The following is a 21,887-nucleotide window of genomic DNA, read 5'->3' as shown; positions in this document are numbered from 1 at the left end:
CGATTTACCCTTCCGATGCCTGGCGTTTCGGCCGCCCGCTGAGCTTCGGATAAAGCCACTCGAAACCGTAGGCCGCGACCAGCAGTCCGCCGAAGATGGCGAGGGCGGGCGGGTTGTCGGTGGCCGTGTGGTAGAGTAGCGCCACGAGCGCGACGAGGCAGGCGGCACAGCCGGCGGCGCACAGCCATTTCCGGGCACCGATCTTCGCGGAGAGCTTGAAGGCGGCCGCGCACACCGCGGCGAAGATGACCAGGAAGCCGGCGCTGCCGAGGATGGCGATCGAGCGCAGGTCGATGAAGTTCGCCAGCGCCAAAGCGATGGCGGCGGTGGCGATGACCCCGGGCAGCGGGCGATTCCAGGCGTTCTTCTCGAGTTCCTCGGGCAGTTCGCCATCGACCGCGAGACTGTAGCCGAGGCGGGCATTGCCGTAGATGGTCGCGTTGATCGCGGAAAAGGTGGCCATCAAGGCGGAGACCGAGACCAGCGTGAATCCAGCCTGACCCAGCGATGGCCGGGCGGCGGCGGCAAGCGCGTAGTCCTTTTCCTGCTGGATCGTCTCCGCGGGCACACCGCCGACCGTGACCACGGCGACCAGCACGTAGAGCAGCACCACAAAGGCGACGCAGCCGAAGAACGCGCGGGGCAGGTTTTTCCGCGGCTCGCGGACGTCACCGGCGGCGTTGGCGATCAGCTCGAAGCCCTCGTAGGCCACGAAGATGACCATGCCGCCGACCACCAGCGCGCCCGGGGCCTTCCACGATGCGGGTTCGAGCCGGGTGGCATCGAGGTGGAACATGCCGGCGGCGATCACGACGCCGAGCAGGATCAGCTTGCCGATCACGATGTAGGACTCCGACTTGCTGACGATCGACGCGTTGAGGAGGTTGATCGCCGTCGGCAGCAGGATCGCCACGCTGATCAGCACGTGCTCCAGCCAGCCGGCTTGGCTGGAAAAAAACGTCATGCCATAGGAGGCGAAGGCGCTGGCGTAGAGGGCGATGGTGACCAGGTAGCTGAGCCACAGCGTGAGGTTGAGGCCGCCGGTGAAAAGATTCGCGCCGAAGGCCTGGTCGAGGAACAACGCGGTGCCGCCGGCTTCCGGGAACTGGCAGGAGAGCTTCACGTAGGCGTAGCAGGTGAGCAGCGCCACCACGCCGGCAAGGGCGAAGGCCAACGGCGTGCCACCACCGGCCAGCGCGACCGCCGTGCCGAGCACCGCGAAGATGCCGCCGCCGACCATGCCGCCGATGCCGATCAACGCCGCCGACAGGGGGCCCATCTTGTCGTTTCCATCATCCGCCATGATCTCTCCGACCATGCCGGAGGTTGGCGGTGCGTCCACCGAAAGTCTCAGCACTCGTCCTTCAGATAGGCCGCGAGTTCGCCATCGCCGAGATACATCAAAAGAATCGCCCCCTCGGTGGCGACGGCCTCGAACAGGTCCATCATCAGCCGCTCCTCACCGGGCCAGGGGAAGACATAGAACAGATCGACCTCGGCCGGATCCAGCCCGTCGTACTCGGGCGGGTCGGACATGGGATTGGGACAGACCAGGATCTTGCCGCCGACGCCCTCGCAGTCGTCGAAGCCGTCGGGCAGGTAGTCGGTGTTGAGGATGGTCACCTCGAGGCCGAAGTCGGCCGCCAGCTGCTCGGCCAGCTCGGCCAGCTCCGGGACGAACTCGATGCCATACGACTCGAAGCCCTCCATCGCGGCCAGCGAGGCGGCGAAGCCGAAGCCGCAGCCCCATTCGCAGAACCGGCTGCCGCGCAGGAGCTTCTCTTTGCGCAGGTAAACGAGGGCCGCGAGGAAGGCGACGGGGTCGCTCGGCACGTAGCGGGAGAATTTTTTCCCCAGCCCCTGCTCGAAGAACGCAGCCTCGCGGCGGTCGGCCTCATCGAGGTAGGCGGCCACCTCGTCCGGGACTTCGGTGGTGCGCTCGGGGCGGAGGGTCAGTTCCAGCAGGGCCATGGGAGCGTGCAGGCTGGGCGCGCGGGCGCCGCGTGCCGAGGGGAAAATGCGCCGCTCAGCCGGTCGGCAGTCGATCGAGCGGATGGACGCGGACCGGCGCGGTGCGGGCGCGGGAAAACGGCAGCTCACGGAGCTGCCGGCGATCGGTCACCAGCCCCGCGGCCTGGAAGCGCCCGTGCAGGTGCTCCAGCAGCGGCTCGAACTCCTGGTGGCGGATCATGTCGGCCATCCAGCGGAAGCCGTGCCGGGAAATGAAGCGCAGCGGATAGGCCTGGCGGGACGGACAAGGGAGCAGGTCGATGCTTGCCGGATTGACGGCCGACCACCAATCGTGCCGGCAGCTGATCATGACCTCCGCCGCGTGGCCGAGCTCCACGATTTCGGCGGACACGCCGCAGAACCAAACCTCGTGCAGGTGGAGCACCTCCCGGCCGGTCGTGCAGCCGGCGGCGATCAGGTAGGACGTCCACTCGCCACCCTCGACTTGCAGCACGGCGGCCTCGTTGAACCCGATCTGGATCGGGTCGAGGCCGGCCACGGTCTGCAGCTTGGCAAAGGTTTCCACGACAAGTCTCAACCAACCCCGTCCGCCGGCTTTTCTCAAGTCCGCGCTTCGACGAGCTGAAGAAAGGGATCCACGTCGAGGAAATCCTGGCCGTGGATGATTTCCGCGAGGATCGGCGCGCCGGTGAGTTCCTCGATGACGCCCTTGTTGGTGACCGCGGCGGTGTCGAGCTCGTCCTGGAGGTGGTTGAGCACCAGCCCGGCGACCTCGAGGTCGCTGGCGCGGATGTCCTCCACGGTGAGGATGGTGTGGTTGAGTGCGCCGAGGCGGTTGGCGACCACGACGATGACCGGGTGGCCGATGTCGGTGGCGAGGTCGGCCATGTCGTAGCCGTCGGCCAGCGGCACGCGCCAGCCGCCGGCGCCCTCGATGACGACGGTGTCGAAGCGCTTCTCGAACTGCTTGCAGTCGGCGAGGATCGCGCCGGGGTTCACGCGCGAGTTGTCGAGCATGGCGGCGACCTTCGGAGCCACGCCGGCCTGCAGGTAGACGGGGTTGATTTCCTCCACGGTGAGTCCGCCGGAGGCTTCGGCGAGGGCGATGGCATCGTCGCGATCACCGCAGCAGACGGGCTTGTAGCCGGCGGCATGGATGCCGTTTTCCCGCAGGGCGGAAACGAGCAGCCGCGAGAACCATGTCTTGCCGACGCCGGTGTCGGTGCCTGTGATGAACCAGCTCATTGTCCTTCGTAGGCTTTGGCTTCGTCTTCGGGCACGATGATGGCGCGCTTGGGCTGCTCGCCACCGTTCTCGTCCTCCCACACGCCGTCAGCGATCAGCTGAGCCCGAATCACGATCCAAATCGCGATCGCCAGGATCAGGGAGATCATCTTCGGCCCCCAGTTCTTCCGAAACGCCTTTCTCATGTTCCTTTGATTTGCCCAGGAAGATCTCTTCCATCCGTTCCTGGAATTTTTCCTCGGACAGACCGCGCTCGATCTGGCCGTCCATGCAAATGGAAATCCCGCCCGTTTCCTCGCTGACCACCACGCAGACCGCGTCCGTTTCCTCGGTCAGGCCGATCGCCGCGCGGTGGCGCAGGCCGATCGAGCGGTCACTGAGTTCCTTCTGGCTCACGGGCAGCACGCAGGCGGCGGCCTGGACGCGCTCCTCGGCGAGAATCAGGGCACCATCGTGCAGCGGGCTTTTCGGGAAAAACAGGCTCTGCGCCAGCTCGGGCGTGAACACCGCGTTGAGCGTCACGCCGGTGTCCTGCTGGGGCTTGAGCGAGATGTTGCGCTCGATCGCGAACAGCGCGCCGATGCGTTTTTTCGAGAGGGAAACGACGGCCTCGCCGAGAATCCCGAGGAAAGCGACCTGGCGGCGCTCGTTGCGCAGCAGCCAGTCCAGCCAGCGGCTGCTGCCCACCCGCGCCAGCGCGGTGCGAATCTCCGGCTGGAAGATGACCGGCAGTGCGACCAGCAGCACGAACAGCGCCTTGGTGACCAGCCACGTGATCACCTGGAACTTGAACAACTGCAGCAGCCCGGTGAAGACCACCAGGATGACCACCAGCCCGACCAAGATGCGCGCTCCGCGGGTGGCGCGGAAAGCGCGGTAAATCTGGTAAATCAGGACCGCCAGCACGAGGATCTCGACCGCGTGCCGCCAGTGCCGGGTGATGTCTTGCCACTCCATCTGCGGCGGCATGCTACGACCGGTTCCGCGGGTCTGTCACCTGCTATCCCGGCAGACAAGGGGTGGCGTTGACGCTGGTGGTTGCTTTGGTTACATGTCGCCACTCGCCCATGTCCGCCGAAACCCTCCGTTTCCACTGCCCCGCCTGCCAAGCCGTCCTGACGGTGCCCGCCTCGATGGCCGGCGTGCGGGGACCCTGCCCGATCTGCTCGGCGGAAATCCAGGCCCCGCTGCCAGCACCCCCTCCCCCCGCGGAGGTGCCCGTCCCCCGCCCCGAGCCGGCCCCGCCGGTGGACCCGCTCGCCGTGGCCCCCTCGCCGCGCCACCTCCAGGCGGAGCGGGACCCCAGAAAGATCTCGGCCCGGCCGATGGAGGACTTCCAACAGCCGACCGCGGCCGTCCCCCCCCACCGCAAGTCGCTCGACAGCCCGTCCGGCGGCAACGGGCTGATCCGGATCGGCATTCCCCTGCTGCTGGTGATCGCCAGCGGGGCGGTCGTGTTTTTCATCATGAAATCGCGCGACGAGGAGCCGACGGCCCGTCCGCCGGTCCCGGCCGTTCCGCCGGCCGCGTTTGAAGCCACCGCCCAGCCGCCCGCCGTGCGGCCGGCCATGCCGGAGGCCCCGGCACCCGCCGGGGAAACGCCGCCCGAGAACGAACCGGTCGCCCTCACCCAGGTCCAGGAGGCCAAGCGCGTGGCCGTCGCCTTTCTCAAGGCCACCTCGCTGGAGCCGCGCCTCGACATGATCGAGCCCGCCCTCACCGCCGAACAGCTCGGGGGCACCCTCCTCGCCGGCCCGCTGCCCGAAATGCACGCCATCAAGGAGCTGCCGCAGACCCGCGACATCGTCGAGCAGTACATCGATTTCCCCTTCCTGGTCGGCTTCAGTGGCAATGCGCCGGTGCGGCGGATGCTGCTGATGGTCCGTCAGCGCGACCAACAACCGCCGCGGGTGCTGGTGGAGCCGGTGCTCGACCTCCTCGGCGGCCGCCTCGCGGAGTTCGCCAAGGCGCCGACCGGCGACGGCATGACCTACCCCTTCCGGGCGATCATCGAGCCCATGCCGCGGTCCTTCGAGGAAGGCATTCCCAACCCCGACGACAAGTTCACCTACAAGCTGCTCTCCGCCGATGGCGGCACGGAAATCGCCCGCGCCTACGCCAGCCAGCACTCGAAGCTCGCCGAGCAGCTCTACTCGATTTCCTCGCCCGCCCGCTGGGGCAAGCGCGTGTGCGCCACCCTGCTGCTCAGCTGGAACACCACCGAGGATCCGAACCACCCCTACATCCGGGTTTCGGACATCAAGAGCTATAACTGGTCTCCTTGACCAGGCCCGCCTCGCGCAGCGCCGTCATGCCGCCCTGCAGGACCAGCGGCCGCCCGGGCAGTACGTCGGAAAAACCGTCCCTCAGGCGCTCGGCCAGCTCGTGGCTGAGCCCGCAGTGGATATCACCGCAGTAAACCACGATCCGGCGGGCCGTCATCAGCCGCTCCAGGTGGGGCTCGAGCTGCTGCACCAGGTCCTGGTCGCTGAGCGTGGTCACGTTGATCGATCCCTCCAGCCCGTCCGCCCGCCACTCCTCCGGCTTCCGGGCGTCGATGAAGACCACGCCGTCAAGGCCCTCTTCCTGCAAGGTCGCCAGCGCGATCTCGCCCTCCTTGAGCGGGGTTTTTGCCAGCTCCACGGCGGGAATGCCGCTCGGCCGGCCATCGGCCAGCCAATGCCCCGCGGACAACAGCACCGCGGCGGCCACGATGGCCGTCATCTCGTGGGTCACCCTCATTCGCCCTGCTTGCGCGGAATCTGTGGCAGGTTGCGGATCATCGCAAAGGCCCGCTGGGTGGCGTGCCGCTCGATCTTGCAATCGGTCTGGACGTTGACGATCGCCAGCGCCGGCTTCTCGGTGGAGTTCGGTTTCACCGAAATCTCGTAGTGTTTCCCGTCCTCGAGGGTCTTCACCTTCGTGGTGAAGCTTTCGTTTCCGCAGGTGACCTCGGTGATGTGGATCGGCGAGTCATCCTCCATTCTCACGCCGATGGTTTTCGGCTCGGGCTTCTCGTTCACGTCCCAGCGCAGCGTCTTCGGCTCGAGCTGCACCAGCACCGGGATGTGGATCTCCGCCTGGAGCAGGACCGACGGCTGGTTCACGGGATCCCCCTCGATCCACAGCTGGATGCCCTTGGTGGTGTCACCGACGAAGTTTCCGAGGTCGAACACGGTGCGGATCAGCCCCTCCTCGCCCGGCTCGTAGCGCATCTTGCCGCCCTTGACCTTGACCGAGGTGCAGGAGCAGGAGGCCTCGTAGCGCTCGATCGTGACCGGGGCGTCGGTCTTGTTGGAAAAGGGGAAATCCACGATGATCTGCCGCTCGTTGAGGTCGGCGGTGGCTTTCTCGACCGTGTTTTCAAAAGTCAGCTTCGCGGGCGCGGCGGCGGCCAGGGCCACCAGGGAGAACAGGAATGCGAGGGCCGTCTTCATCGTGCCGGCACTATGCATCAGGAGCCCTCGGGGACAAGCTCGACGGCGATGATCAGCCGCCCGCCGCGCCATTCGGGGCCGAGGACGTAGACCGGTTTGCCGGGGCCGAGGACCACCCCGGACTTGAGGATCTTCTTGCGGCTCAACCACAGCTCGAGGTCGAGCCGCAGGCCGTTTTCCGGCAGCCGGGACTCCACCTCGAAGCGGCACAGCACCTCGTCGCTGCCGGCGATCGGCTGGGCCCAGTTTTCATAGCTGCGGTAGATCGGCTTCACTTCCCCGCCGAGCCGTCGGTAGTGGGAGAAATCCAGGGCTTTCTGGGCCTGGAAACGCTTCACCACCTCCTCCGCGGCCGGTCCGGCCCGTTCGCCCGCCGCCGCCGCGTCGCCATCGGTGGCGTAGAACACCTCGACCTTGGCCCGGCCCACCACGTCGCGGCCCGCGTCCTTGGCCACGGCGGGGAATCCGGAGAGGCCCAGCAACACGAGCCCGAGCAGCAGGCGGCGGTTCATCGGGTGTGGGCGATGGGCAGCAGGCCGGGGTCGTTGGAGGCCGTTTCCGGCAGCTCCCAAGTGTCTGGAATGGCGTTCACCCCATCGAGCACGATCACCGTCGCCTCCTGCATCGAGACCAGCTGGGCATCCACACCCTTTTCCGGAGTGTAAATCACCGGCGCCAGTTCAGCCATCGGCGGCGGCACCGCATCCGGCGACGCTCCACGACCGGCCCAGAAACCGAGCGCGATCCCGGCCGCGGCCGTCAGCGGCACCAGCCAGGCGGACTTTTTCGGCCGCGCCGGCACCGCGGCAGGACCGGCCTGCGCGATCTCGCGCTGGATGCGGGCGTTGAAAAACTCACCGGACGGCACGTCGTTGCCGGAGAAGCCCGCGCGGGCGAACAGGGATTTGCTTTCCCGCGCCAACACGCGCCGGGCCAGCCACTCCGGCTGGCCCTGCGCCCAGGCCTCGACCTCCCGCGCGCGGGTCTCGTCCAGCTCGTCCTCGACCCACCGGGCCAGGATCTCGTCATCGGGCGTCGTATTCATCTTGCAGCAGGGCTTGGAGTTTCTTGCGGGCGTAGAAAAGGCGGCTCATCACGGTGCCGATGGAGCACTCCATCACTTCGGCGATCTCTTTATACGCGAGTCCGTTCACATCTTTCAGCACCACGCATTCGCGGTGCTCGGGGGAAAGCTTGTTCAGCGCGGCCTCGATCTTCTCGCGGAGCTCGTCGCCTTGCAGCGACTCGTCGGGCCGGCGGTCCATCGAGGGCGTCGTCAGCGAGGCGGGGTCGATCCGCTCCGCGCCGAAGATCTCATCATTCAGCTCGCCGCCGGCCTCCGGGCGTTTGCGGCGCAGCCAGTCGTAGACGGTGTTGTGCGTGATGCGGTAGAGCCAGGTGGAGAACTTCGCCTTGGCCTCGAAGCGCGGGAGTGCCTTCCAAGCCTTGATGAAGACCTCTTGGGCGAGGTCCCAAGCGTCGGCTTCATTTTTGACCATCTGGCGAATCATGGCGAAAACACGTCCCCGGTGCCGGGTCACCAGCACATCGTAGGCCGCCGCGTCGCCCTCCCGTGCGCGCAGCACCCACTCCGTGTCGTCCGGTTCGTCACCGGCCGCCGGGTTTTCATTGGACGCAGTTCGCTCGGATTGATTCATCGCAGAGGCAGGAAAAGTCCGCCTTTTCCCGCGCCCACCATGGCCGCTCGGATCCCGGCTGCCAATGGTCAAAACGATGCCGGAGCCCGACCTATCCCGCCGCCAGCCTGCCTGCCGCCTCGCCGGTGGCGAAACCCGTGCCCATCACGCGGATCGAGGCCTGCGCCTCGTGGTCGCAGCTCAGGCACCGCCCGGCCACGAACAGGCGCTGGAAACCCTTTGCCACCAGCGCCCCGCGCGGGATGCCCGCCGGGCCCTCCGGGTAGCGCAGCTTCGGGCCACGGTTCGTTTCCCGCAGCTCCAGCGGCCAGCTCGCCAGCGCCACTTCATCGTCGCGACGCCGGCCCGCCATGACGTCCTCGCCGGTCAGCACCGCTTCGCCGATCCAGCGGCGGCTTTCGCGCACGCCCGCCCGCGTCGGCCAGTGGGAGATGTAGGCCGTTTCCCAGCCCGCCGCGCGGTCGCGGAAATACCGCAGCACCGACTGCGCGAGCCGCCGGCCGGTGGCCTCAAGCGTGGCCAGACAGCGGGGATCGGTCGGGTCGTAATCGCCCGTTTCGGCGCCGGAAAGGTCCAGCGTCGCGAACACCTCGCCGGGCCGCCCGCTGGCGCGGAAATGCATGCCCAGTGCGGACTTGTCCAAATCGCCCGCACGCACCCCCTCGACGATCCGCCCGGCCAGCTCCAGGCCGGCGATCGGCGGAGTCACGCCTTGAATGCCCCAAACGTAGGCCGGGCGCTGGAGTTTCGCCGACTCCGTGAGCCCGTGCTCCGCGCCCAAGGCCGCCGCCGCGACCGCATCGCCGCTGGCATCGACCACCGCCGTGGCCTCGATTTCGAAAAGGCACCCGCGGCAGGCCACCCGCGCCCGCCATCCGGGCTCCAGCGCGACCAGCTCGCAGTGGAAGAGCACCTCCACGCCCACCTCGCGCAGCATCGCATCCGCCAGCGCGGCGAACTCGACCGGATGCTGTGGCAGCACCCATACCCGCCCCATCTTCACCGGCGGCAGACCGGTGATCGACTGCATCCGCTCCGCGATCTCCGAGGCGATTCCCGGGTTGGCAAACTCGGGCTGTTCGGTGTCCTGAAAATACAGCCCGCAAAAGGTATGTACGAGGGATGCCGTACCCATCCCGCCGCAGGCGCCGTGTCGCTCCACCACCGCCACCCTCGCGCCGGTCCGCGCCGCGGTCACGGCCGCCGCGAGGCCGGCGCTGCCGCCGCCGATGACCAGCACGTCCGCCTTCATCGTCGCGCGTTGATCGTTTCCGCCAGGCGGGCCGGGGTGCCGAGCGCGTCGCGGTGGGCATCCGCCGCGCCGAGGGCCACGCCCCACTTTTCCTCGACGATCACGATCAGCTGCATCACCGCCATCGAGTCCAATCCCGCGTCGAACAGATCCGTATCCGCGCCCGCGCCCGCGGGAAGGTCCACGAGACCCTCGTCCCGCAGCATTTCCACCACATCCTCCGGCTGGCACGGCGCACTCATCGGCCGCCAGCATCCGGGGCGATCGCCCGCCCATCAAGCCCGCATCAGGCCCCGCGCACGCGGAACCAGCCGGTCACGCTCATCCGCGTCGCGTGAGCCATCTCGACCTCGTGCCAGTAGTCGCCGGCCAGGAACACGACCAGCGTGCCCATCCGGGGCTCGACGTGCTCGAACGGGCCGTCCTGCCGTCCCGCTTCGGTCCAGATTTTGAGCCGGCCGCCGTGCTCGGGCAGCCAGCCGTCGTTGAGGTAAAGGATCGCCGTGACCACGCGGTCCGCCGTGCCCTTGTGGCGGTCCAGGTGCGCCTTGTAGAAAGCCCCCGGCGGATAGACCGCGAAGTGGCCCTCATACTCGAAGAGACCGAGGAACAGCTCGCGGTTGATCGCCCCCCGCAGCGCTTCCAGCCGGTCGAGATACGCCCGGGTCGCGGGGCCCGCGTTTTCCGGATCGAGCCACAGCACGTGGTCGCGGCGGATGTCCTCGCGCACGGTCAGATTTTCGCCCCGGCCGACGCCCGCGCGGCGGAAATCCCCGCCCTCCCAGGCCTCGAGACTCTCGCTCGCCAGCTCGCGCGCCTCCGTTTCCCCGAGGAAGCCATCCAGGCACACCCAGCCGCGGGTCACCAGACCCTCGACCACCGACGACAGCAACGACGCGCTCCGATCTTCGTTCAAGCAGCAGCCACCCGGACGGTTGCGCCGGGCCGGCGGACAGGCGGGATTTGCACCGCAGGGCGGCGGCGGGCAACCTCGAAGTTCGGTGTTCGACGCCGCGCCCCGGCCCCTTTAGAGTCGGCCTATGAACCCGGCCTCCGGCCTTCCAAGAAACATCGTCCTCATCGGCTTCATGGGCTGCGGGAAGACGACCATCGGCCGCATCCTCGCGCGGATGCTCGGCTGTCCGTTCGTCGATCTCGACCTGCTCATCGAGCAAAAGGCCGGCATGCCCATCTCGCGGATCTTTTCCGAGCGCGGCGAGGCCTACTTCCGCCTCGTCGAGGCCGCCGTCCTCCACGAGCTCGCCGCGCCCGGCCCGCCGCGCATCATTTCCACCGGCGGCGGCATCATCACCCGCCGCCGCAGCCGCACGCTGCTCAAGCAGCTCGGCTACGTCGTCTGGCTGCAGGCTCCGGTCGATACCATCCTCGAGCGCACCGGCCGCAACCGCGACCGACCGCTGCTCGAAACCGACGACCCCGCCGCCCGCATCCAGGCTCTGCTCGACCAGCGCATGCCGCTCTACCGTGCCTCAGCCGATCTGGAGATCGATACCGCGGGCCTCGACCCCGAGGAAACCGCCTGCGGCATCCTCGAAAGCGCGCGCTATCACTTCGCTCACTGACCGCCGAGCTCGATGAGCACCGGGAAGTGATCGGACGGCAGCTGCGTGACGTAGCCGCCGCCGAACTCGACCTCCTGCGGGAAGTTCGGCGACCCGGTGGCGGCCTCGTTTTCCTCGACCCGCGTGTGGTAGGTGTCCGTGAGGATCCCATAGCGCAGCACCCGCGCGCCCTCGGGCACGAACACGTGGTCGATGCGGTTTTCGGTCCGCTTGTCGGGGTCGAAGCCGTTGATCGTGCCGTTCGGCGCGTAGCGGATGTCGGCCAGCTTGAAGGCATCGGTGAAACGCGGCGAGTCCTCGAGGATCTGGTAAGCCGCGCTGGTCTGGTCGGCATTGAAGTCGCCCAGCAGATACGCCGTCGAGCTGCCGGCGATCTCGTCGATCTTCTTCAGCACCAGCTTCGCGCTCTCCTGCCGGGCCTGCTCGCCGCGGTGGTCGAAATGGATGCTGAAAACGTAGAAGTCCGGCCGGCCGTCGCCCGGTCGCAGCTTGGCCCAGCCGCACATCCGGAAAAGATCGGCATCCCAGCCGCGGCTCGGCTTTTCCGGCGTGTCGGAGAGCCAGAAGCAGCCCTCGTCCGCCAGGCTGTAGGCGTCCTTGCGGAAAAAGATCGCGATCTGCTCGCCCTTTTCCCCGCCATCATCGCGGCCGTGGGTCGAGCAGGCGTGGTCGGGCAGCAGCTTCTTCAGGTCATCGATCTGGTGCTTGAAGCCCTCCTGCGTGGCCACGATGTCGAACTCATGAAAGCGGATCAGCCCGGCCACCACCGGTGCGCGGCGCGGCCAGTCGTTGCCGGTCTCGCGGTCGCCGGGATTGTCGTAGCGGATGTTGTAGGTGCCGATCGTTTCAGCACCCGTGCGCGGCGCGCCGAGCGTTAGCAGGCTGCCGAAGAGGGCCAGGGCGGATTTCATGGCGCGACCCAACCGCCCGGATTCCGCCGTGTCAAATCCCTTGGCGTGGCGGCCACGCCGGACATTGATGGGCGCGACACGTGTCCCACGCCGCCACCATCAAGCAAGCCGCCGCCGCGCTCGGCTTCGACGACTGCCGCATCGCCGCCGCCGGCCGGGCGACGCACGCCGCCGCCTTCGAGTCGTGGATTTCCGACGGCTGCCACGCCGACATGGGCTGGATGGAGCGCAACCCCCACCGCCGCACCGACCCGCGCGAGGTCCTGCCCGGCTGCCGGTCGGTGGTCACGCTCGCACTCAACTACTATCCCGGTCGTAGTTCGGCCAGGGGCTTCCGCATCGCCCGCTACGCGTGGAACGACGACTACCACGACCTGGTCGAAGCCAAGCTGAAGTCGCTCGATGAAACGATGGCCACGCTCGGCGGCACGCAGCGTTATTACGTCGATACCGGGCCGGTGCTGGAACGCGACTTCGCCACCGATGCCGGGCTCGGCTGGAACGGCAAATCGACCGTGCAGATCCACTGCCGCCTCGGCACCTGGTTTTTCCTCGCCGAACTGCTGACCACCCTCGATCTCCCACCGGACGAGCCCTTCGGGGATCATTGCGGAAAATGCACGCGCTGCATCGACGCCTGCCCGACCTGCGCCATCACCGCGCCTCATCGCGTCGATGCCCGGCGCTGCATCTCCTACCTCACCATCGAGCACAAGGGCGCGATCCCCGAAGAATTCCGCGCCGCCATCGGCGACCGCCTTTACGGATGCGACGAATGCCTCGAAGTCTGCCCATGGAACCGCTTCGCCCAGATCTCGCGCGAGGCGTCGTTCCACGCCCGCGAGGAAATCTTCAACCTCACCCCGCGCGCGATCCTCGACCTCGAACAGGCCGACTTTTCCCGCATCTTCAAGAAGAGTCCGATCAAGCGCATCAAGCTCGCCCGCCTGAAGCGCAACGCCTGCATCGTCCTCGGAAACACCGGCAGCTCCGACGACCTCCCCGCCCTCCGCCAAGCGGCGGCCGATCCCGATCCGCTCATCGCCGAGCACGCCGCGTGGGCGATCGCCCGCCTCAACGCCCGGGCCGCCGGCCGAACAGGATGAGCGGAAAGCCGAACACCAGGCTGGCCACCAGCACGATCGGCCAGACCTTTGCCTGTGGAATTTCCTCGGGCTTGCGTCGCAGGGTTTCACGATACGCCTCGAATTCGGTCTTCGCCCGCTCCGCATCCTCGTCCGCCACCACCACGCGCACGCCCCCGATGGCCTGGCTGTAATGCCAGAAGAGCTGGACCACGTGTTCGTCGAGGACCGTCGCAGCGATGTCGCGCGATCCCAGCCAGCCGCGGAACAGGTGCGCTTGCTCGGGAACCTCGAAGCGGGCGATCGTTTCCATGACTCCTGAACGCTATCGACCCACCGCCCGTTTCACAAGCCCGCGCTCCCAATCCCGGATTGCCTCGCCGGGAAGCTCGGTTAGTTTCCCGACCATGAAGCTCCCCCTGCTGCTGCTCGCCGCGCTGTCCTGCCTGCTCGCCTCGTGCGCCACCTGCTGGTCGGGCGGCATTCCGCTACGCGATATCGAGGAGCGCGCGCGCACTCAGGCGGTCGTGGATTTCGGCAATACCTCCCATGCCAAGGTCTATCGCGGCCTGGCGCATCCGGAGGCCGCCAAGGCGACCTATGACAAGCAGGTCGCGAAGGGCGGTTGGGTCGAGATCGAGGGCTTCAAGTTCTTCGAGCAACCCCTCGACGTGCCGCGCGAGAACATCGACAAGGTGCTCGCCCTCTACAACGATCCCGACTCGCACCAGGCCTGGGGCCCGAAGACGAAGTGCGCCGGCTTCCACCCCGACTACGCCATCGTCTGGACCTCCGGCGGCACCCGCCGGGTGCTGCAGCTCTGCTACGGCTGCCACGAGTGGAAATTCTTCGGACCCGGCGGCATGCTGCTCACCGACATTTCGGAAAAAGCCTACTTCGGCCCGCTGACCCGGAAGTGGCTCAAGAAGCCACGCTGACCCCGATGCAGCCGCTGAAAGGCTTTGCCGGACGTGCGGCCCTCTGCTTGATTGACAGCCCATGAGTCCTCCACCGGATACCCCGCCGGATCCCTCGGATCCACGGCTCGAACTCGCGCTGCGGGCATCCAACGAGGGCATCTGGGACTGGTGGACCGATCGCCAGGAAATCTACTACTCCCGCCGTATTCTCGAGTTCCTCGAGTGCGGCGACCGGCGGCCGCCGAACATTTTCCTCCCGCCCCACCAGTCGATCCATCCGGACGATCAGGAAAGCTTCGCCGCCCGGCTGCGCGGCGCCCTGAGCCAGGGCGGTCCGGAGATCCTCGGCGTCGATTGCCGCGTCCGCACCGGCTCCGGCGAGTGGACCTGGCTGCGCATCCGCGGGACCGTGGTGCGGGACCGCCGGGGCGAGGCCAGGCGCATCGCGGGGTCGATGATCGACATTTCCCGCCGCAAGAAGGCCGAGGCGCAGATCGAGGAGGAGCGCCACCTGCTGCGGGAGCTGATCGACCACGTGCCGGTCCAGATCTACTTCAAGGACGTCGACTCCCGCTTCGTCCTGGTGAACGGCAAGATGGCCGAGTGGAACGGTCTGGGTGATCCCAGCGAAGTGGTTGGAAAACACGACCGTGATTTTTTCGCCGCCGAACACTGGGAAGACGCCGAGGCCGACGAAAAAGCCATCATGCAGAACGGCGAGCCGATCACCGGCAAGCTGGAACACGAACTCCGCGAGGACGGCACCGAGACCTGGGTGCTCACTTCCAAGTTTCCGTGGTACGGGAAAAAGGGCAACCTGCGCGGGACCTTCGGCGTGTCGAGCGATGTGACCAAGCTGGTGCTGGTAGAGCGCCAGACCGCCGCCCTCGCCCGCGAGCTGGCCGAGCGCAACCAGGCCTACGAGGAGGAGGTCCACCTGGCGCGGGAAATCCAGCAAGCCTTCGCGCGACCCGACGTGCCCGACATTTCCGGCGGCGGGCTCAGCCTCAACTTCGCCTCCCGCTACCTGCCGATCTCCGGCCTGGCCGGCGACTTCTTCGAGATCGTCCCGCTCGGGCCCGACCGCGTCGGCCTGCTGGTGTGCGACGTGATGGGCCACGGCGTGCGCTCGGCCCTGGTCGTCTCGATGCTGCGCGGCCTGATGGAAAAGGAACGCCGCAATGCCGCCGATCCCTCGAAGTTTTTGACCGGCCTCAACCGCGGCCTTTCCGCCATCTTCGAGCGTGCGGGCATCACCATGTTCGCCACCGCCTACTACGCCGTCATCGACCTCGGTGCCGGAGAGCTGCGCTGCGCCTGCGCCGGCCACCCCTGCGCCATCCTGGTCGGGGACAAGGGGATCACCAACATTTCCCGCGAAAAGAAGGAGCGCGGCCCCGGCCTCGGCCTGATGGCCGACGCCCGCTTCCCGAGCGTGACCGAAACGATCCGCAAGGGCCAGCGGCTGCTGCTGTTCACCGATGGCATCATCGAGGCCGAGGACGAGACCGGCCAGGCCTTCATGGAGCACCGCCTGGCCGAAGCCGCCATGGAAACGCGCGATGTCTCGCTGGAGGAGTCGCTCAACCACATCGTCCACACCGTGCTCTCGCACGCGGAGGAGAACCGCTTCGACGACGACGTTTGCCTGTTGGCGGCGGAATTCGTGCCCGCGCCGGTGGTCGCCGCCAAGGTCTGAGACCGCTCAGGGCAGCGCGGCGAGGATGTCCTCCACCTCGGCCATGCGGCCGATGCCTTCATAGCCGCACGCCAGCGATCCTTCGGCCGGGCCGACGAAGCGGCAGCCGTCATCCCGGAGCAGGGCCACGTTTCGCTGCGTCGCCGGGTGCAGCCACATCTTGCCGTTCATCGCCGGGGCAAGTACGACAGGCGTCGTACGTGGCAGCGCGAGGTAGATCGACGACAGCGGATCGGGAGCCAGCCCGTGGGCGAAATGGCCGAGCGTATTGGCGGAAAGCGGCGCGGCCAGGAACAGGTCGGCCTCGTCCGCCAGCTCGATGTGGCCCGGCTTCCAGCTCTGCTTTTCATCCTCCAGGCTCACCAGCACCGGCCGGCGGGTCAGCGTCTGGAGCGTCAGCGGCGTGATGAACTCCGTCGCCGCCCGCGTCATGGCGACATCGACCCGATGCCCCGCCTTCACCAGCCGCGAAGCCAGGTCCGCCGCCTTGTAGGCCGCGATTGATCCGGTGATGCCGAGGACGATGTTCATCAGACGATTCGGGAAACGCGCATGCGCTCGGCGAGGAGCAGCGCTTTGAAGCGAGCATAGTCTTCCTCGCGCGTGGAGGAAAGCAGGCGATAGCGGTATTCCTGCCAGTGGGACATTTCTTCGATCGCATTCCGCAGGCGCAGCTCGATCACCTCGCGGGTGTCGGTGCCACGGCTCTTGAGGCGCGCGGCCAGCTCGACCTCGCTCGGCGGCATGACGAAAAGATCGACCAAGGAGCCCTGGATGAGCGGATCCTTCGACGCGCGGACCTGGGCGGCGCCTTGGACATCGATGTCCATGACCACATCGGTGCCCTCGCGCAGGAGGGAAACGACGGTCTCGCGCATGGTGCCGTAGAGGTTCCCGTAAACCTCGGCGTGCTCGAGGAACTCGCCCTTGCCGGCCATGGCTTGGAACTGGTCGCGGTCGAGGAAGTAATACTCCCGCCCGTCCTGTTCGGATCCCCGTGGCGGACGGGTGGTGCAGGAAATCGAGAAGCTCGCCAGCCCATCGGTCGCGAGCCGGCGGCAGAGCGTGGATTTCCCCGAACCCGATGGACCGGAGACGAGGTAGAGGATGCCGATGCGCATGCGGAACGGTGGAAATACCCGCCACGGCGGGCAAGCCAAAGGTGGCCGCCGCGTGTCACGCCACCAGGTCCGCGACCAGGCCGCTGCGGGCGAGCAGGGGCTCCAGCTCGGGATCGCGGCCCATGAAGCGGCGATACAGCTCGTCGACCGGCTCCGAATTGCCCTTGGAAAGGATGTGCTCGCGGAACGCGCGGCCGGTTTCCTCGGAGATGACGCCGTTTTCCTGGAAACGGGTGAACGCGTCGGCGTCGAGGACCTCGGCCCACTTGTAGGAGTAGTAGCCCGCGGCGTAGCCGGTGGGCGAGCTGAAGAGGTGGTTGAAGCGGCGGGCCATGCTCGGCGTCGCCGTCGCCAGCGGTGCCTTGTAGCCGGCCAGGATTTCGGCATCGACCTCGTCGAGGTCGCGGCCGCGGTACTGATCGAGGTGCAGGTGGAGCTCGAGATCGAGCTTGCCGAAGGCCAGCTGGCGCATGAAGCCGGAGGCGCTCATGTAGTTGCGGGCGGCGATCATGCGGTCGAACAGCGCGTCGGGGATCGCTTCGCCGGTTTCGTGATGGCGGGCGAAGAGGTCGAGCGAGGCGCGGTCCCAGCAGAAGTTTTCCATGATCTGCGAGGGCAGCTCGACGAAGTCCCACGGCACGTTGGTGCCGGCCAGCGAGCGTACGGACACGTCGCTGAGCAGGCCGTGGAGCAGGTGGCCGAATTCGTGGAAGATGGTCTCGACCTCATTGTGCGTCAGCAGGGCGGGCTTGCCGTCCACCGGCGGACTCATGTTGCCGATGATCAGGCCGAGGTGGGGCTTGCGGGCTTCTTCGCCCGCCGGCGGGAGGCCGGTTTCGAGCGCGTTCATCCAGGCGCCGCCGCGCTTCGACTCGCGCGGATGCCAGTCGGCATAAAACGAGCCGAGGTGCTCGCCGGAGGTCGCATCGTGAAGGTCGTAGAACCTCACCTCCGGATGCCAGACCTCGATGGCTTCGCTGTCCGCCGGTCGCTGGCCGGGTTCGAAGTACGAGACTTCCCGTTCTTCGATGCGGATGCCGAACAGCCGGCTGCACAGCTCGAACATACCGCTCATCACGCGGTCCACCGGGAAGTAGGGACGCAGCGCTTCATCATCGAGGTCGTACTGTTCCTTGCGCCGCTTTTCGGCCCAGTAGGAGGTTTCCCAAGGCTCCAGCGGCTGCTCGGCGGTGCCGGTCTTGGCGGCCTTGTAGGCGGCCAGCTCGGCGCATTCGTTTTGGAAAGGCTGATCGACCCGGTCGTGGAGGTCCTCGACGAACTTGAGCGCGGTTTCCCCGTTGCGCGCCATGCGGCGGAGCAGGGTGAGATCGGGGAAATGCGCGTGGCCGAGCAGCTCGGCTTTTCGCTGGCGGAGATCGAGGATCTTCCAGATGAGCGGCGTGTTGTCGTAGTCGCCCTCCGCCGCCACCGAGACCGAGGCCTCCCAGACCTGCTTGCGGAGGCGGGCGTCGTCCACGTGCTGCATCACGGGAAACATCGAGGGAAACTGGAGCGTGAAGCGCCAGGCCGGCTTGTCCTCGCTGGCGAGTCCCTTGGCCCGCGCGTTGGCGAACGCGGCGGCCTTGGCGGAGTCCGGCAGGCCGGCGAGGCGGGCTTCATCCTCGATGACCATTTCCCAGGCATTGGTCGAATCGAGCACGTGCTCGGAATACTGCTTGGTCAGCTTCGAGAGCTCCGACTGGATCGCGGCGACCTGCTCCTTTTCCTCCGGCGGCAGGTTGGCACCGGCCTGGATGAAGTCCTGCATGGTCTCCTCGACGAAACGGCGGCGCACGGGATCGAGCTGGTCGACCTCCGCCGACTCGCCGTAGGCATGCAGGATCGACCACAGCCCGGCATTGAGCGGGATCGAGGCATAGAAGGCGGTCACCTCGGGCAGCATCGCATTGAGCCCGGCGCGCTGCTCGGGATGATCGTTGACCGAGTCGAGGTGGTTGAGCCGACCCCACCCGCGGTCGAGCAGCTCGGTGGCATCCTCGAGCGCGCCGAAGGTGGACTCGTAGCTGGCCGTGGCGGGATCCTGGGCGACGATGGCGTCGATGTTTTCCTGCGCCACCTTCAGGGCGTAGCGGATGTCGGGCTCGATGGCGGTGGCGACCAGGCTGGACCAGCGGACATGGAAATCGTCGGCAAGAAACGGATGCATGGAAGTTTCCTAGGCCATCGCCGGCGGAGTGCAAGGGGCGAGGTCGCCCGGATGTCACCCCCCCGAACGCTTCATCGGCGGCATCGCCCCGCGTGTTTCAAGCCCGTGGAGCATGGCATGGAGCTGGGCCCGCTTGGCGTGGTAGTTCGCTTGGGCGCGCTGATATCGGGTACCGGAATCGATCTGGACCTTGCCGAGCACGAAGGCGATGCCGCCGACGAGCAGGGCCGCGCCGAACCCGGCGAGCGCGGATTGCTGCCCTGCCAGGACGAAGGTGAAACCCATGGCGACCATGCCGACCACCCAGATGAAATAGCCGCCGAGCGGGTTCGGCTCGACGAGTATTCCGTTCCCGGATCGGCAAGTCGCCTGCCGATAGGTCGCCCAAGTTTCCTCCAGCTTCCGCAGTTCCCGCTCGAGTCGCAGCAGCCTCACCTCGTGTTCCACGGCATCCTGCCGGCGCATGACGTCGTCGAGGATCTTGCTGTAGGAAACGGAGGGGTCGTGGACGATTTCCAGCCGCGAAGAGCAGTAGCGGCAGGTCACGAAGCGGACGTTTTCGTCCACTTCGAGATCCGCGCCACACTGCTGACAGGCGACCTTACTGACCTTGACCGGCATGGCCGGGAGGTTAGCCGGGACGGGCTCGCGGCGGCAGCTCCATTTTCCCCGGCCCATTGGAATCGATGCCGCCACTTGGCAGCGGCGCGATCCGCGGATAGAGGGGCGCATGGGCCTGACCACCCGCGATTTCCACTACGACCTGCCGGAGGAACTGATCGCCTCCCGGCCGCTGGAGGATCGCGCCGGATCGCGCATGATGGTGGTGCACCGCGGATCCGGAAAGATCGAACATCGCCACTTCCGTGACCTGCCGGAGTATCTGCGGGCCGATGACCTGCTGGTGCTGAATGACACCCGGGTGATCCCGGCACGGGTGTTTTCCGATGACGGAAAAATCGAGCTGCTGTGCCTCGACCGCCTGTCGCCCACCGAGTGGCGATGCCTGGTGCGGCCGGGGAAAAAGATGAAGCCGGGCCGCGAGGTGGTCGTCGGTGGCACCGTCGGCACCGTCGCCGAGGTGTTCGAGAACGGCGACCGCCTGATCCGCTGGAAAAGGGCGATCCGGCTCGATGACCACGGCCACTTGGCGCTGCCGCACTACATGAACCGCGACGACGAGGAGCTGGACAAGGAGCGCTACCAGACGGTCTTCGCGCGCGAGGAGGGTGCGATCGCCGCGCCCACCGCCGGGCTGCATTTCACACCGGAAATGCTGGCCCGCTTCGATCACGCCTTCCTGACCCTTCATGTCGGCGTGGGCACCTTCCGACCGGTCAGCGTCGAGCGGCCGGAGGACCACGCGATGCACTCGGAGCGCTTTGCTTTATCCGCCGACAGCGCCGCCCGGATCAACGCGGCGGGACGGGTGGTGGCGGTCGGAACCACCGTGACGCGCGTGCTCGAGCATCTCGGCCGGGAGTCCGCAACGCTGGCCGAGGTGGACCAGCACGGCGAGACGGACATTTTCATCTACCCTCCCTACCGCCTGCAGGTGGTGGACGCGCTGCTGACGAATTTCCACCTGCCGGAGAGCACGCTGATCATGCTGGTCAGCGCCCTGGCCGGCCGCGAGCTGGTGCTGGAGGCTTACCGCGAGGCGGTGCGGGAGCGCTATCGCTTCTACAGCTACGGCGACTGCATGCTGGTGCTTTGACGACGAAAAAAGGCCGGCCCCATCCCGGAGCCGGCCTTTTTTCTGTGGAAAACCCAGGTCAACGGCGGCGGCGAATCGCCAATCCGGCCAGGCCCGCCAAGGCCAGCGCGGCGGAACCCGGCTCCGGCACGGTGGAAACGTCGTTGAAGACCTGCCCGAGGGTCAGGGTGCCATCCAGCGCCGAGGCGTTGTTGGTGAAATAGACCCCGGCGGCCGCATTGTCGGTGAGACCTCCACGGAAGCCGTTGACGCCCGCAGTCGGCTGATTGTTGTCGAGGACGCCGAGGCTGACCGTGCTGTTGCCGCGCCAGTTCCAGGTCGAAGTGACGTCGGTCAGCGCGTAGGTGGTGAACGCTCCGTCCTGGCCGACGACAAGCGTCGCATTGGCGCCATCGAAGGAAGCGAAAATGTCGGTCGGCACGCCGGCAGCCACGGTGCCGAGCTGGATGCCGAGGGCATCGCCGAGACCGCTGGTGTCGCCCGGCCCGGTGGGGAAGGCGGCGGAGTTTCCCGAGCTGGAGAGGAACCAGACGCTGCCCCCGATGATCCACAGGCCCGAGCCGCTGGTGGTGCCGCCAATTTCCAGGATGGCGACCGCCCCGGTCACGCTGTTGGCGAGGTCCGTCGCGCTGGGAGTGAAGCTGGCTGCCATGGTCATGCCATCGGCCAGGTTGGTAGCGCCGATGGTGGTCGTGGTGGCCGTGGTGCTGCTGAAGACCGCGCTGCCATCGTTCAAATCGGGGACAATGGTGCCCGCGGAGGCCGCGCCGCAGGCGAGCAGCGACACGGAGAGCTTGAGGAGTGGAGAGGTGGGTTTCATTTGGGATTTTTCGGGAGTTGGAATTCGGGGTCCGATCCGCTCGCACCCCATCGTTTGGGCCATTTCCCGATCCGATCGGGTGTTCCTGAAAAAGCCGAAAAATTCTTCCCGGGCTGCCCATCGACTGAGGTGTCCCGGCGGGCGTTGAAAAACCCGTTGCACGGCACCGGGCGGCGGTGTTGACTCCGCCCTGCTGTCAGGGGCCGTGGAGGTTCGGCAGGCGAACCCCGCCAGGCCTTGATCGGAGCAACGGTAGCTCGTCCGGATTTGCCGCGGTTCCCTGGCAGCACTCCTCCCCGGC

At 67.1% G+C, this 21,887-nt stretch carries 26 protein-coding genes and 1 other RNA gene; 7 read left to right on the top strand and 20 right to left on the bottom strand.

Annotated features, from left to right (window positions below; all coding sequences use genetic code 11):
• Nucleotides 1-4 precede the first annotated feature (4 nt).
• The 5 genes from ABXH26_RS09305 to cdaA form a co-directional block, all read right to left on the bottom strand.
• Nucleotides 5-1,318 (bottom strand): APC family permease, encoded by a 1,314-nt coding sequence (locus tag ABXH26_RS09305; protein ID WP_353566784.1) that lies wholly within the window; start codon nucleotides 1,316-1,318, stop codon nucleotides 5-7.
• A 32-nt stretch (nucleotides 1,319-1,350) separates the two neighbouring features.
• Nucleotides 1,351-1,971 carry a class I SAM-dependent methyltransferase gene (locus tag ABXH26_RS09300; protein ID WP_353566783.1) on the bottom strand — a complete coding sequence of 207 codons (621 nt, stop codon included), beginning with the start codon at nucleotides 1,969-1,971 and terminating at the stop codon, nucleotides 1,351-1,353.
• 55 nt (nucleotides 1,972-2,026) lie between these two features.
• Nucleotides 2,027-2,536: a hypothetical protein gene (locus ABXH26_RS09295; protein WP_353566782.1), complete on the bottom strand. Its 510-nt coding sequence runs from the start codon at nucleotides 2,534-2,536 to the stop codon at nucleotides 2,027-2,029.
• A 35-nt stretch (nucleotides 2,537-2,571) separates the two neighbouring features.
• Complete coding sequence (gene bioD / locus ABXH26_RS09290) at nucleotides 2,572-3,216, bottom strand: dethiobiotin synthase (RefSeq protein ID WP_353566781.1); 645 nt, start codon at nucleotides 3,214-3,216, stop codon at nucleotides 2,572-2,574.
• Nucleotides 3,217-3,303: 87 nt separating this feature from the next.
• Entirely contained in the window at nucleotides 3,304-4,173 is an 870-nt protein-coding gene (gene cdaA / locus ABXH26_RS09285) for a diadenylate cyclase CdaA (RefSeq protein ID WP_353566780.1), read from the bottom strand.
• Between the two features lie 110 nt (nucleotides 4,174-4,283).
• Here cdaA and ABXH26_RS09280 point away from each other — a divergent pair, with 110 nt between their 5' ends.
• A complete protein-coding gene (locus ABXH26_RS09280) occupies nucleotides 4,284-5,501 on the top strand; it encodes a hypothetical protein (protein ID WP_353566779.1) in 1,218 nt (405 codons plus the stop codon).
• Here ABXH26_RS09280 and ABXH26_RS09275 read toward each other — a convergent pair.
• The 8 genes from ABXH26_RS09275 to ABXH26_RS09240 form a co-directional block, all read right to left on the bottom strand.
• Nucleotides 5,476-5,958: a rhodanese-like domain-containing protein gene (locus ABXH26_RS09275; RefSeq protein ID WP_353566778.1), complete on the bottom strand. Its 483-nt coding sequence runs from the start codon at nucleotides 5,956-5,958 to the stop codon at nucleotides 5,476-5,478. The two genes, ABXH26_RS09280 and ABXH26_RS09275, sit on opposite strands and share 26 nt — an antisense overlap.
• Complete coding sequence (locus ABXH26_RS09270; RefSeq protein ID WP_353566777.1) at nucleotides 5,955-6,653, bottom strand: DUF1573 domain-containing protein; 699 nt, start codon at nucleotides 6,651-6,653, stop codon at nucleotides 5,955-5,957. The genes ABXH26_RS09275 and ABXH26_RS09270 overlap by 4 nt, the downstream gene beginning before the upstream one ends.
• A 17-nt stretch (nucleotides 6,654-6,670) precedes the next feature.
• Nucleotides 6,671-7,165, bottom strand: coding sequence for a hypothetical protein (locus ABXH26_RS09265; protein WP_353566776.1), 495 nt, complete (start codon nucleotides 7,163-7,165; stop codon nucleotides 6,671-6,673).
• Nucleotides 7,162-7,698, bottom strand: coding sequence for an anti-sigma factor (locus ABXH26_RS09260; protein WP_353566775.1), 537 nt, complete (start codon nucleotides 7,696-7,698; stop codon nucleotides 7,162-7,164). Before ABXH26_RS09260 ends, ABXH26_RS09265 begins: the two co-directional genes overlap by 4 nt.
• Nucleotides 7,679-8,311, bottom strand: coding sequence for an RNA polymerase sigma factor (locus ABXH26_RS09255; RefSeq protein WP_353566774.1), 633 nt, complete (start codon nucleotides 8,309-8,311; stop codon nucleotides 7,679-7,681). The genes ABXH26_RS09260 and ABXH26_RS09255 overlap by 20 nt, the downstream gene beginning before the upstream one ends.
• Before the next feature lie 91 nt (nucleotides 8,312-8,402).
• Nucleotides 8,403-9,563 (bottom strand): FAD-dependent oxidoreductase, encoded by a 1,161-nt coding sequence (locus ABXH26_RS09250; protein ID WP_353566773.1) that lies wholly within the window; start codon nucleotides 9,561-9,563, stop codon nucleotides 8,403-8,405.
• A complete protein-coding gene (locus tag ABXH26_RS09245) occupies nucleotides 9,560-9,805 on the bottom strand; it encodes a phosphopantetheine-binding protein (protein ID WP_353566772.1) in 246 nt (81 codons plus the stop codon). The genes ABXH26_RS09250 and ABXH26_RS09245 overlap by 4 nt, the downstream gene beginning before the upstream one ends.
• A gap of 44 nt (nucleotides 9,806-9,849) precedes the next feature.
• A complete protein-coding gene (locus ABXH26_RS09240) occupies nucleotides 9,850-10,479 on the bottom strand; it encodes a 2OG-Fe(II) oxygenase (RefSeq protein ID WP_353566771.1) in 630 nt (209 codons plus the stop codon).
• Between the two features lie 124 nt (nucleotides 10,480-10,603).
• Between ABXH26_RS09240 and ABXH26_RS09235 the strand changes: the two genes are divergently transcribed.
• Nucleotides 10,604-11,146 (top strand): shikimate kinase, encoded by a 543-nt coding sequence (locus ABXH26_RS09235; protein WP_353566770.1) that lies wholly within the window; start codon nucleotides 10,604-10,606, stop codon nucleotides 11,144-11,146.
• Here ABXH26_RS09235 and ABXH26_RS09230 read toward each other — a convergent pair.
• Complete coding sequence (locus ABXH26_RS09230) at nucleotides 11,140-12,057, bottom strand: endonuclease/exonuclease/phosphatase family protein (protein ID WP_353566769.1); 918 nt, start codon at nucleotides 12,055-12,057, stop codon at nucleotides 11,140-11,142. The two genes, ABXH26_RS09235 and ABXH26_RS09230, sit on opposite strands and share 7 nt — an antisense overlap.
• Before the next feature lie 80 nt (nucleotides 12,058-12,137).
• Here ABXH26_RS09230 and queG point away from each other — a divergent pair, with 80 nt between their 5' ends.
• Nucleotides 12,138-13,163 (top strand): tRNA epoxyqueuosine(34) reductase QueG, encoded by a 1,026-nt coding sequence (gene queG, locus ABXH26_RS09225; protein ID WP_353566768.1) that lies wholly within the window; start codon nucleotides 12,138-12,140, stop codon nucleotides 13,161-13,163.
• On the opposite strand, the gene ABXH26_RS09220 is transcribed toward queG, so the two are convergent.
• Nucleotides 13,132-13,455, bottom strand: a complete 324-nt coding sequence (locus ABXH26_RS09220) for a putative signal transducing protein (RefSeq protein WP_353566767.1) — start codon at nucleotides 13,453-13,455, stop codon at nucleotides 13,132-13,134. The two genes, queG and ABXH26_RS09220, sit on opposite strands and share 32 nt — an antisense overlap.
• Nucleotides 13,456-13,549: 94 nt before the next feature.
• Between ABXH26_RS09220 and ABXH26_RS09215 the strand changes: the two genes are divergently transcribed.
• Together ABXH26_RS09215 and ABXH26_RS09210 are read left to right on the top strand one after the other, a co-directional pair.
• Complete coding sequence (locus ABXH26_RS09215; RefSeq protein ID WP_353566766.1) at nucleotides 13,550-14,080, top strand: hypothetical protein; 531 nt, start codon at nucleotides 13,550-13,552, stop codon at nucleotides 14,078-14,080.
• 61 nt (nucleotides 14,081-14,141) lie between these two features.
• Complete coding sequence (locus tag ABXH26_RS09210) at nucleotides 14,142-15,761, top strand: SpoIIE family protein phosphatase (RefSeq protein ID WP_353566765.1); 1,620 nt, start codon at nucleotides 14,142-14,144, stop codon at nucleotides 15,759-15,761.
• 6 nt (nucleotides 15,762-15,767) lie between these two features.
• Here ABXH26_RS09210 and ABXH26_RS09205 read toward each other — a convergent pair whose 3' ends face one another.
• From ABXH26_RS09205 to ABXH26_RS09190, 4 genes are read right to left on the bottom strand one after another with little or no spacing between them, the layout of a single operon-like run.
• Complete coding sequence (locus ABXH26_RS09205; protein WP_353566764.1) at nucleotides 15,768-16,292, bottom strand: flavoprotein; 525 nt, start codon at nucleotides 16,290-16,292, stop codon at nucleotides 15,768-15,770.
• A complete protein-coding gene (gmk, locus tag ABXH26_RS09200; RefSeq protein WP_353566763.1) occupies nucleotides 16,292-16,882 on the bottom strand; it encodes a guanylate kinase in 591 nt (196 codons plus the stop codon). The genes ABXH26_RS09205 and gmk overlap by 1 nt, the downstream gene beginning before the upstream one ends.
• A 55-nt stretch (nucleotides 16,883-16,937) precedes the next feature.
• Nucleotides 16,938-19,049, bottom strand: coding sequence for a M3 family metallopeptidase (locus ABXH26_RS09195; protein WP_353566762.1), 2,112 nt, complete (start codon nucleotides 19,047-19,049; stop codon nucleotides 16,938-16,940).
• A gap of 54 nt (nucleotides 19,050-19,103) precedes the next feature.
• Nucleotides 19,104-19,670 carry a TFIIB-type zinc ribbon-containing protein gene (locus ABXH26_RS09190; RefSeq protein WP_353566761.1) on the bottom strand — a complete coding sequence of 189 codons (567 nt, stop codon included), beginning with the start codon at nucleotides 19,668-19,670 and terminating at the stop codon, nucleotides 19,104-19,106.
• A gap of 115 nt (nucleotides 19,671-19,785) precedes the next feature.
• Between ABXH26_RS09190 and queA the strand changes: the two genes are divergently transcribed.
• Nucleotides 19,786-20,766: a tRNA preQ1(34) S-adenosylmethionine ribosyltransferase-isomerase QueA gene (queA, locus tag ABXH26_RS09185; RefSeq protein WP_353566897.1), complete on the top strand. Its 981-nt coding sequence runs from the start codon at nucleotides 19,786-19,788 to the stop codon at nucleotides 20,764-20,766.
• Between the two features lie 58 nt (nucleotides 20,767-20,824).
• On the opposite strand, the gene ABXH26_RS09180 is transcribed toward queA, so the two are convergent.
• Nucleotides 20,825-21,586, bottom strand: coding sequence for a PEP-CTERM sorting domain-containing protein (locus tag ABXH26_RS09180; RefSeq protein ID WP_353566760.1), 762 nt, complete (start codon nucleotides 21,584-21,586; stop codon nucleotides 20,825-20,827).
• A gap of 194 nt (nucleotides 21,587-21,780) precedes the next feature.
• On the opposite strand from ABXH26_RS09180, the gene ffs reads away from it, so the two are divergent.
• Nucleotides 21,781-21,875, top strand: an RNA gene (gene ffs / locus ABXH26_RS09175) — signal recognition particle sRNA small type.
• Nucleotides 21,876-21,887: the final 12 nt, after the last annotated feature.

The sequence above is a fragment of the Haloferula sargassicola genome (genome assembly GCF_040362925.1).
Taxonomy (GTDB): Bacteria; Verrucomicrobiota; Verrucomicrobiia; order Verrucomicrobiales; family Akkermansiaceae; genus Haloferula; species Haloferula sargassicola.
Note: the sequence above shows the minus strand (reverse complement) of the source record. Positions and strands in the feature narration are given on the sequence as shown.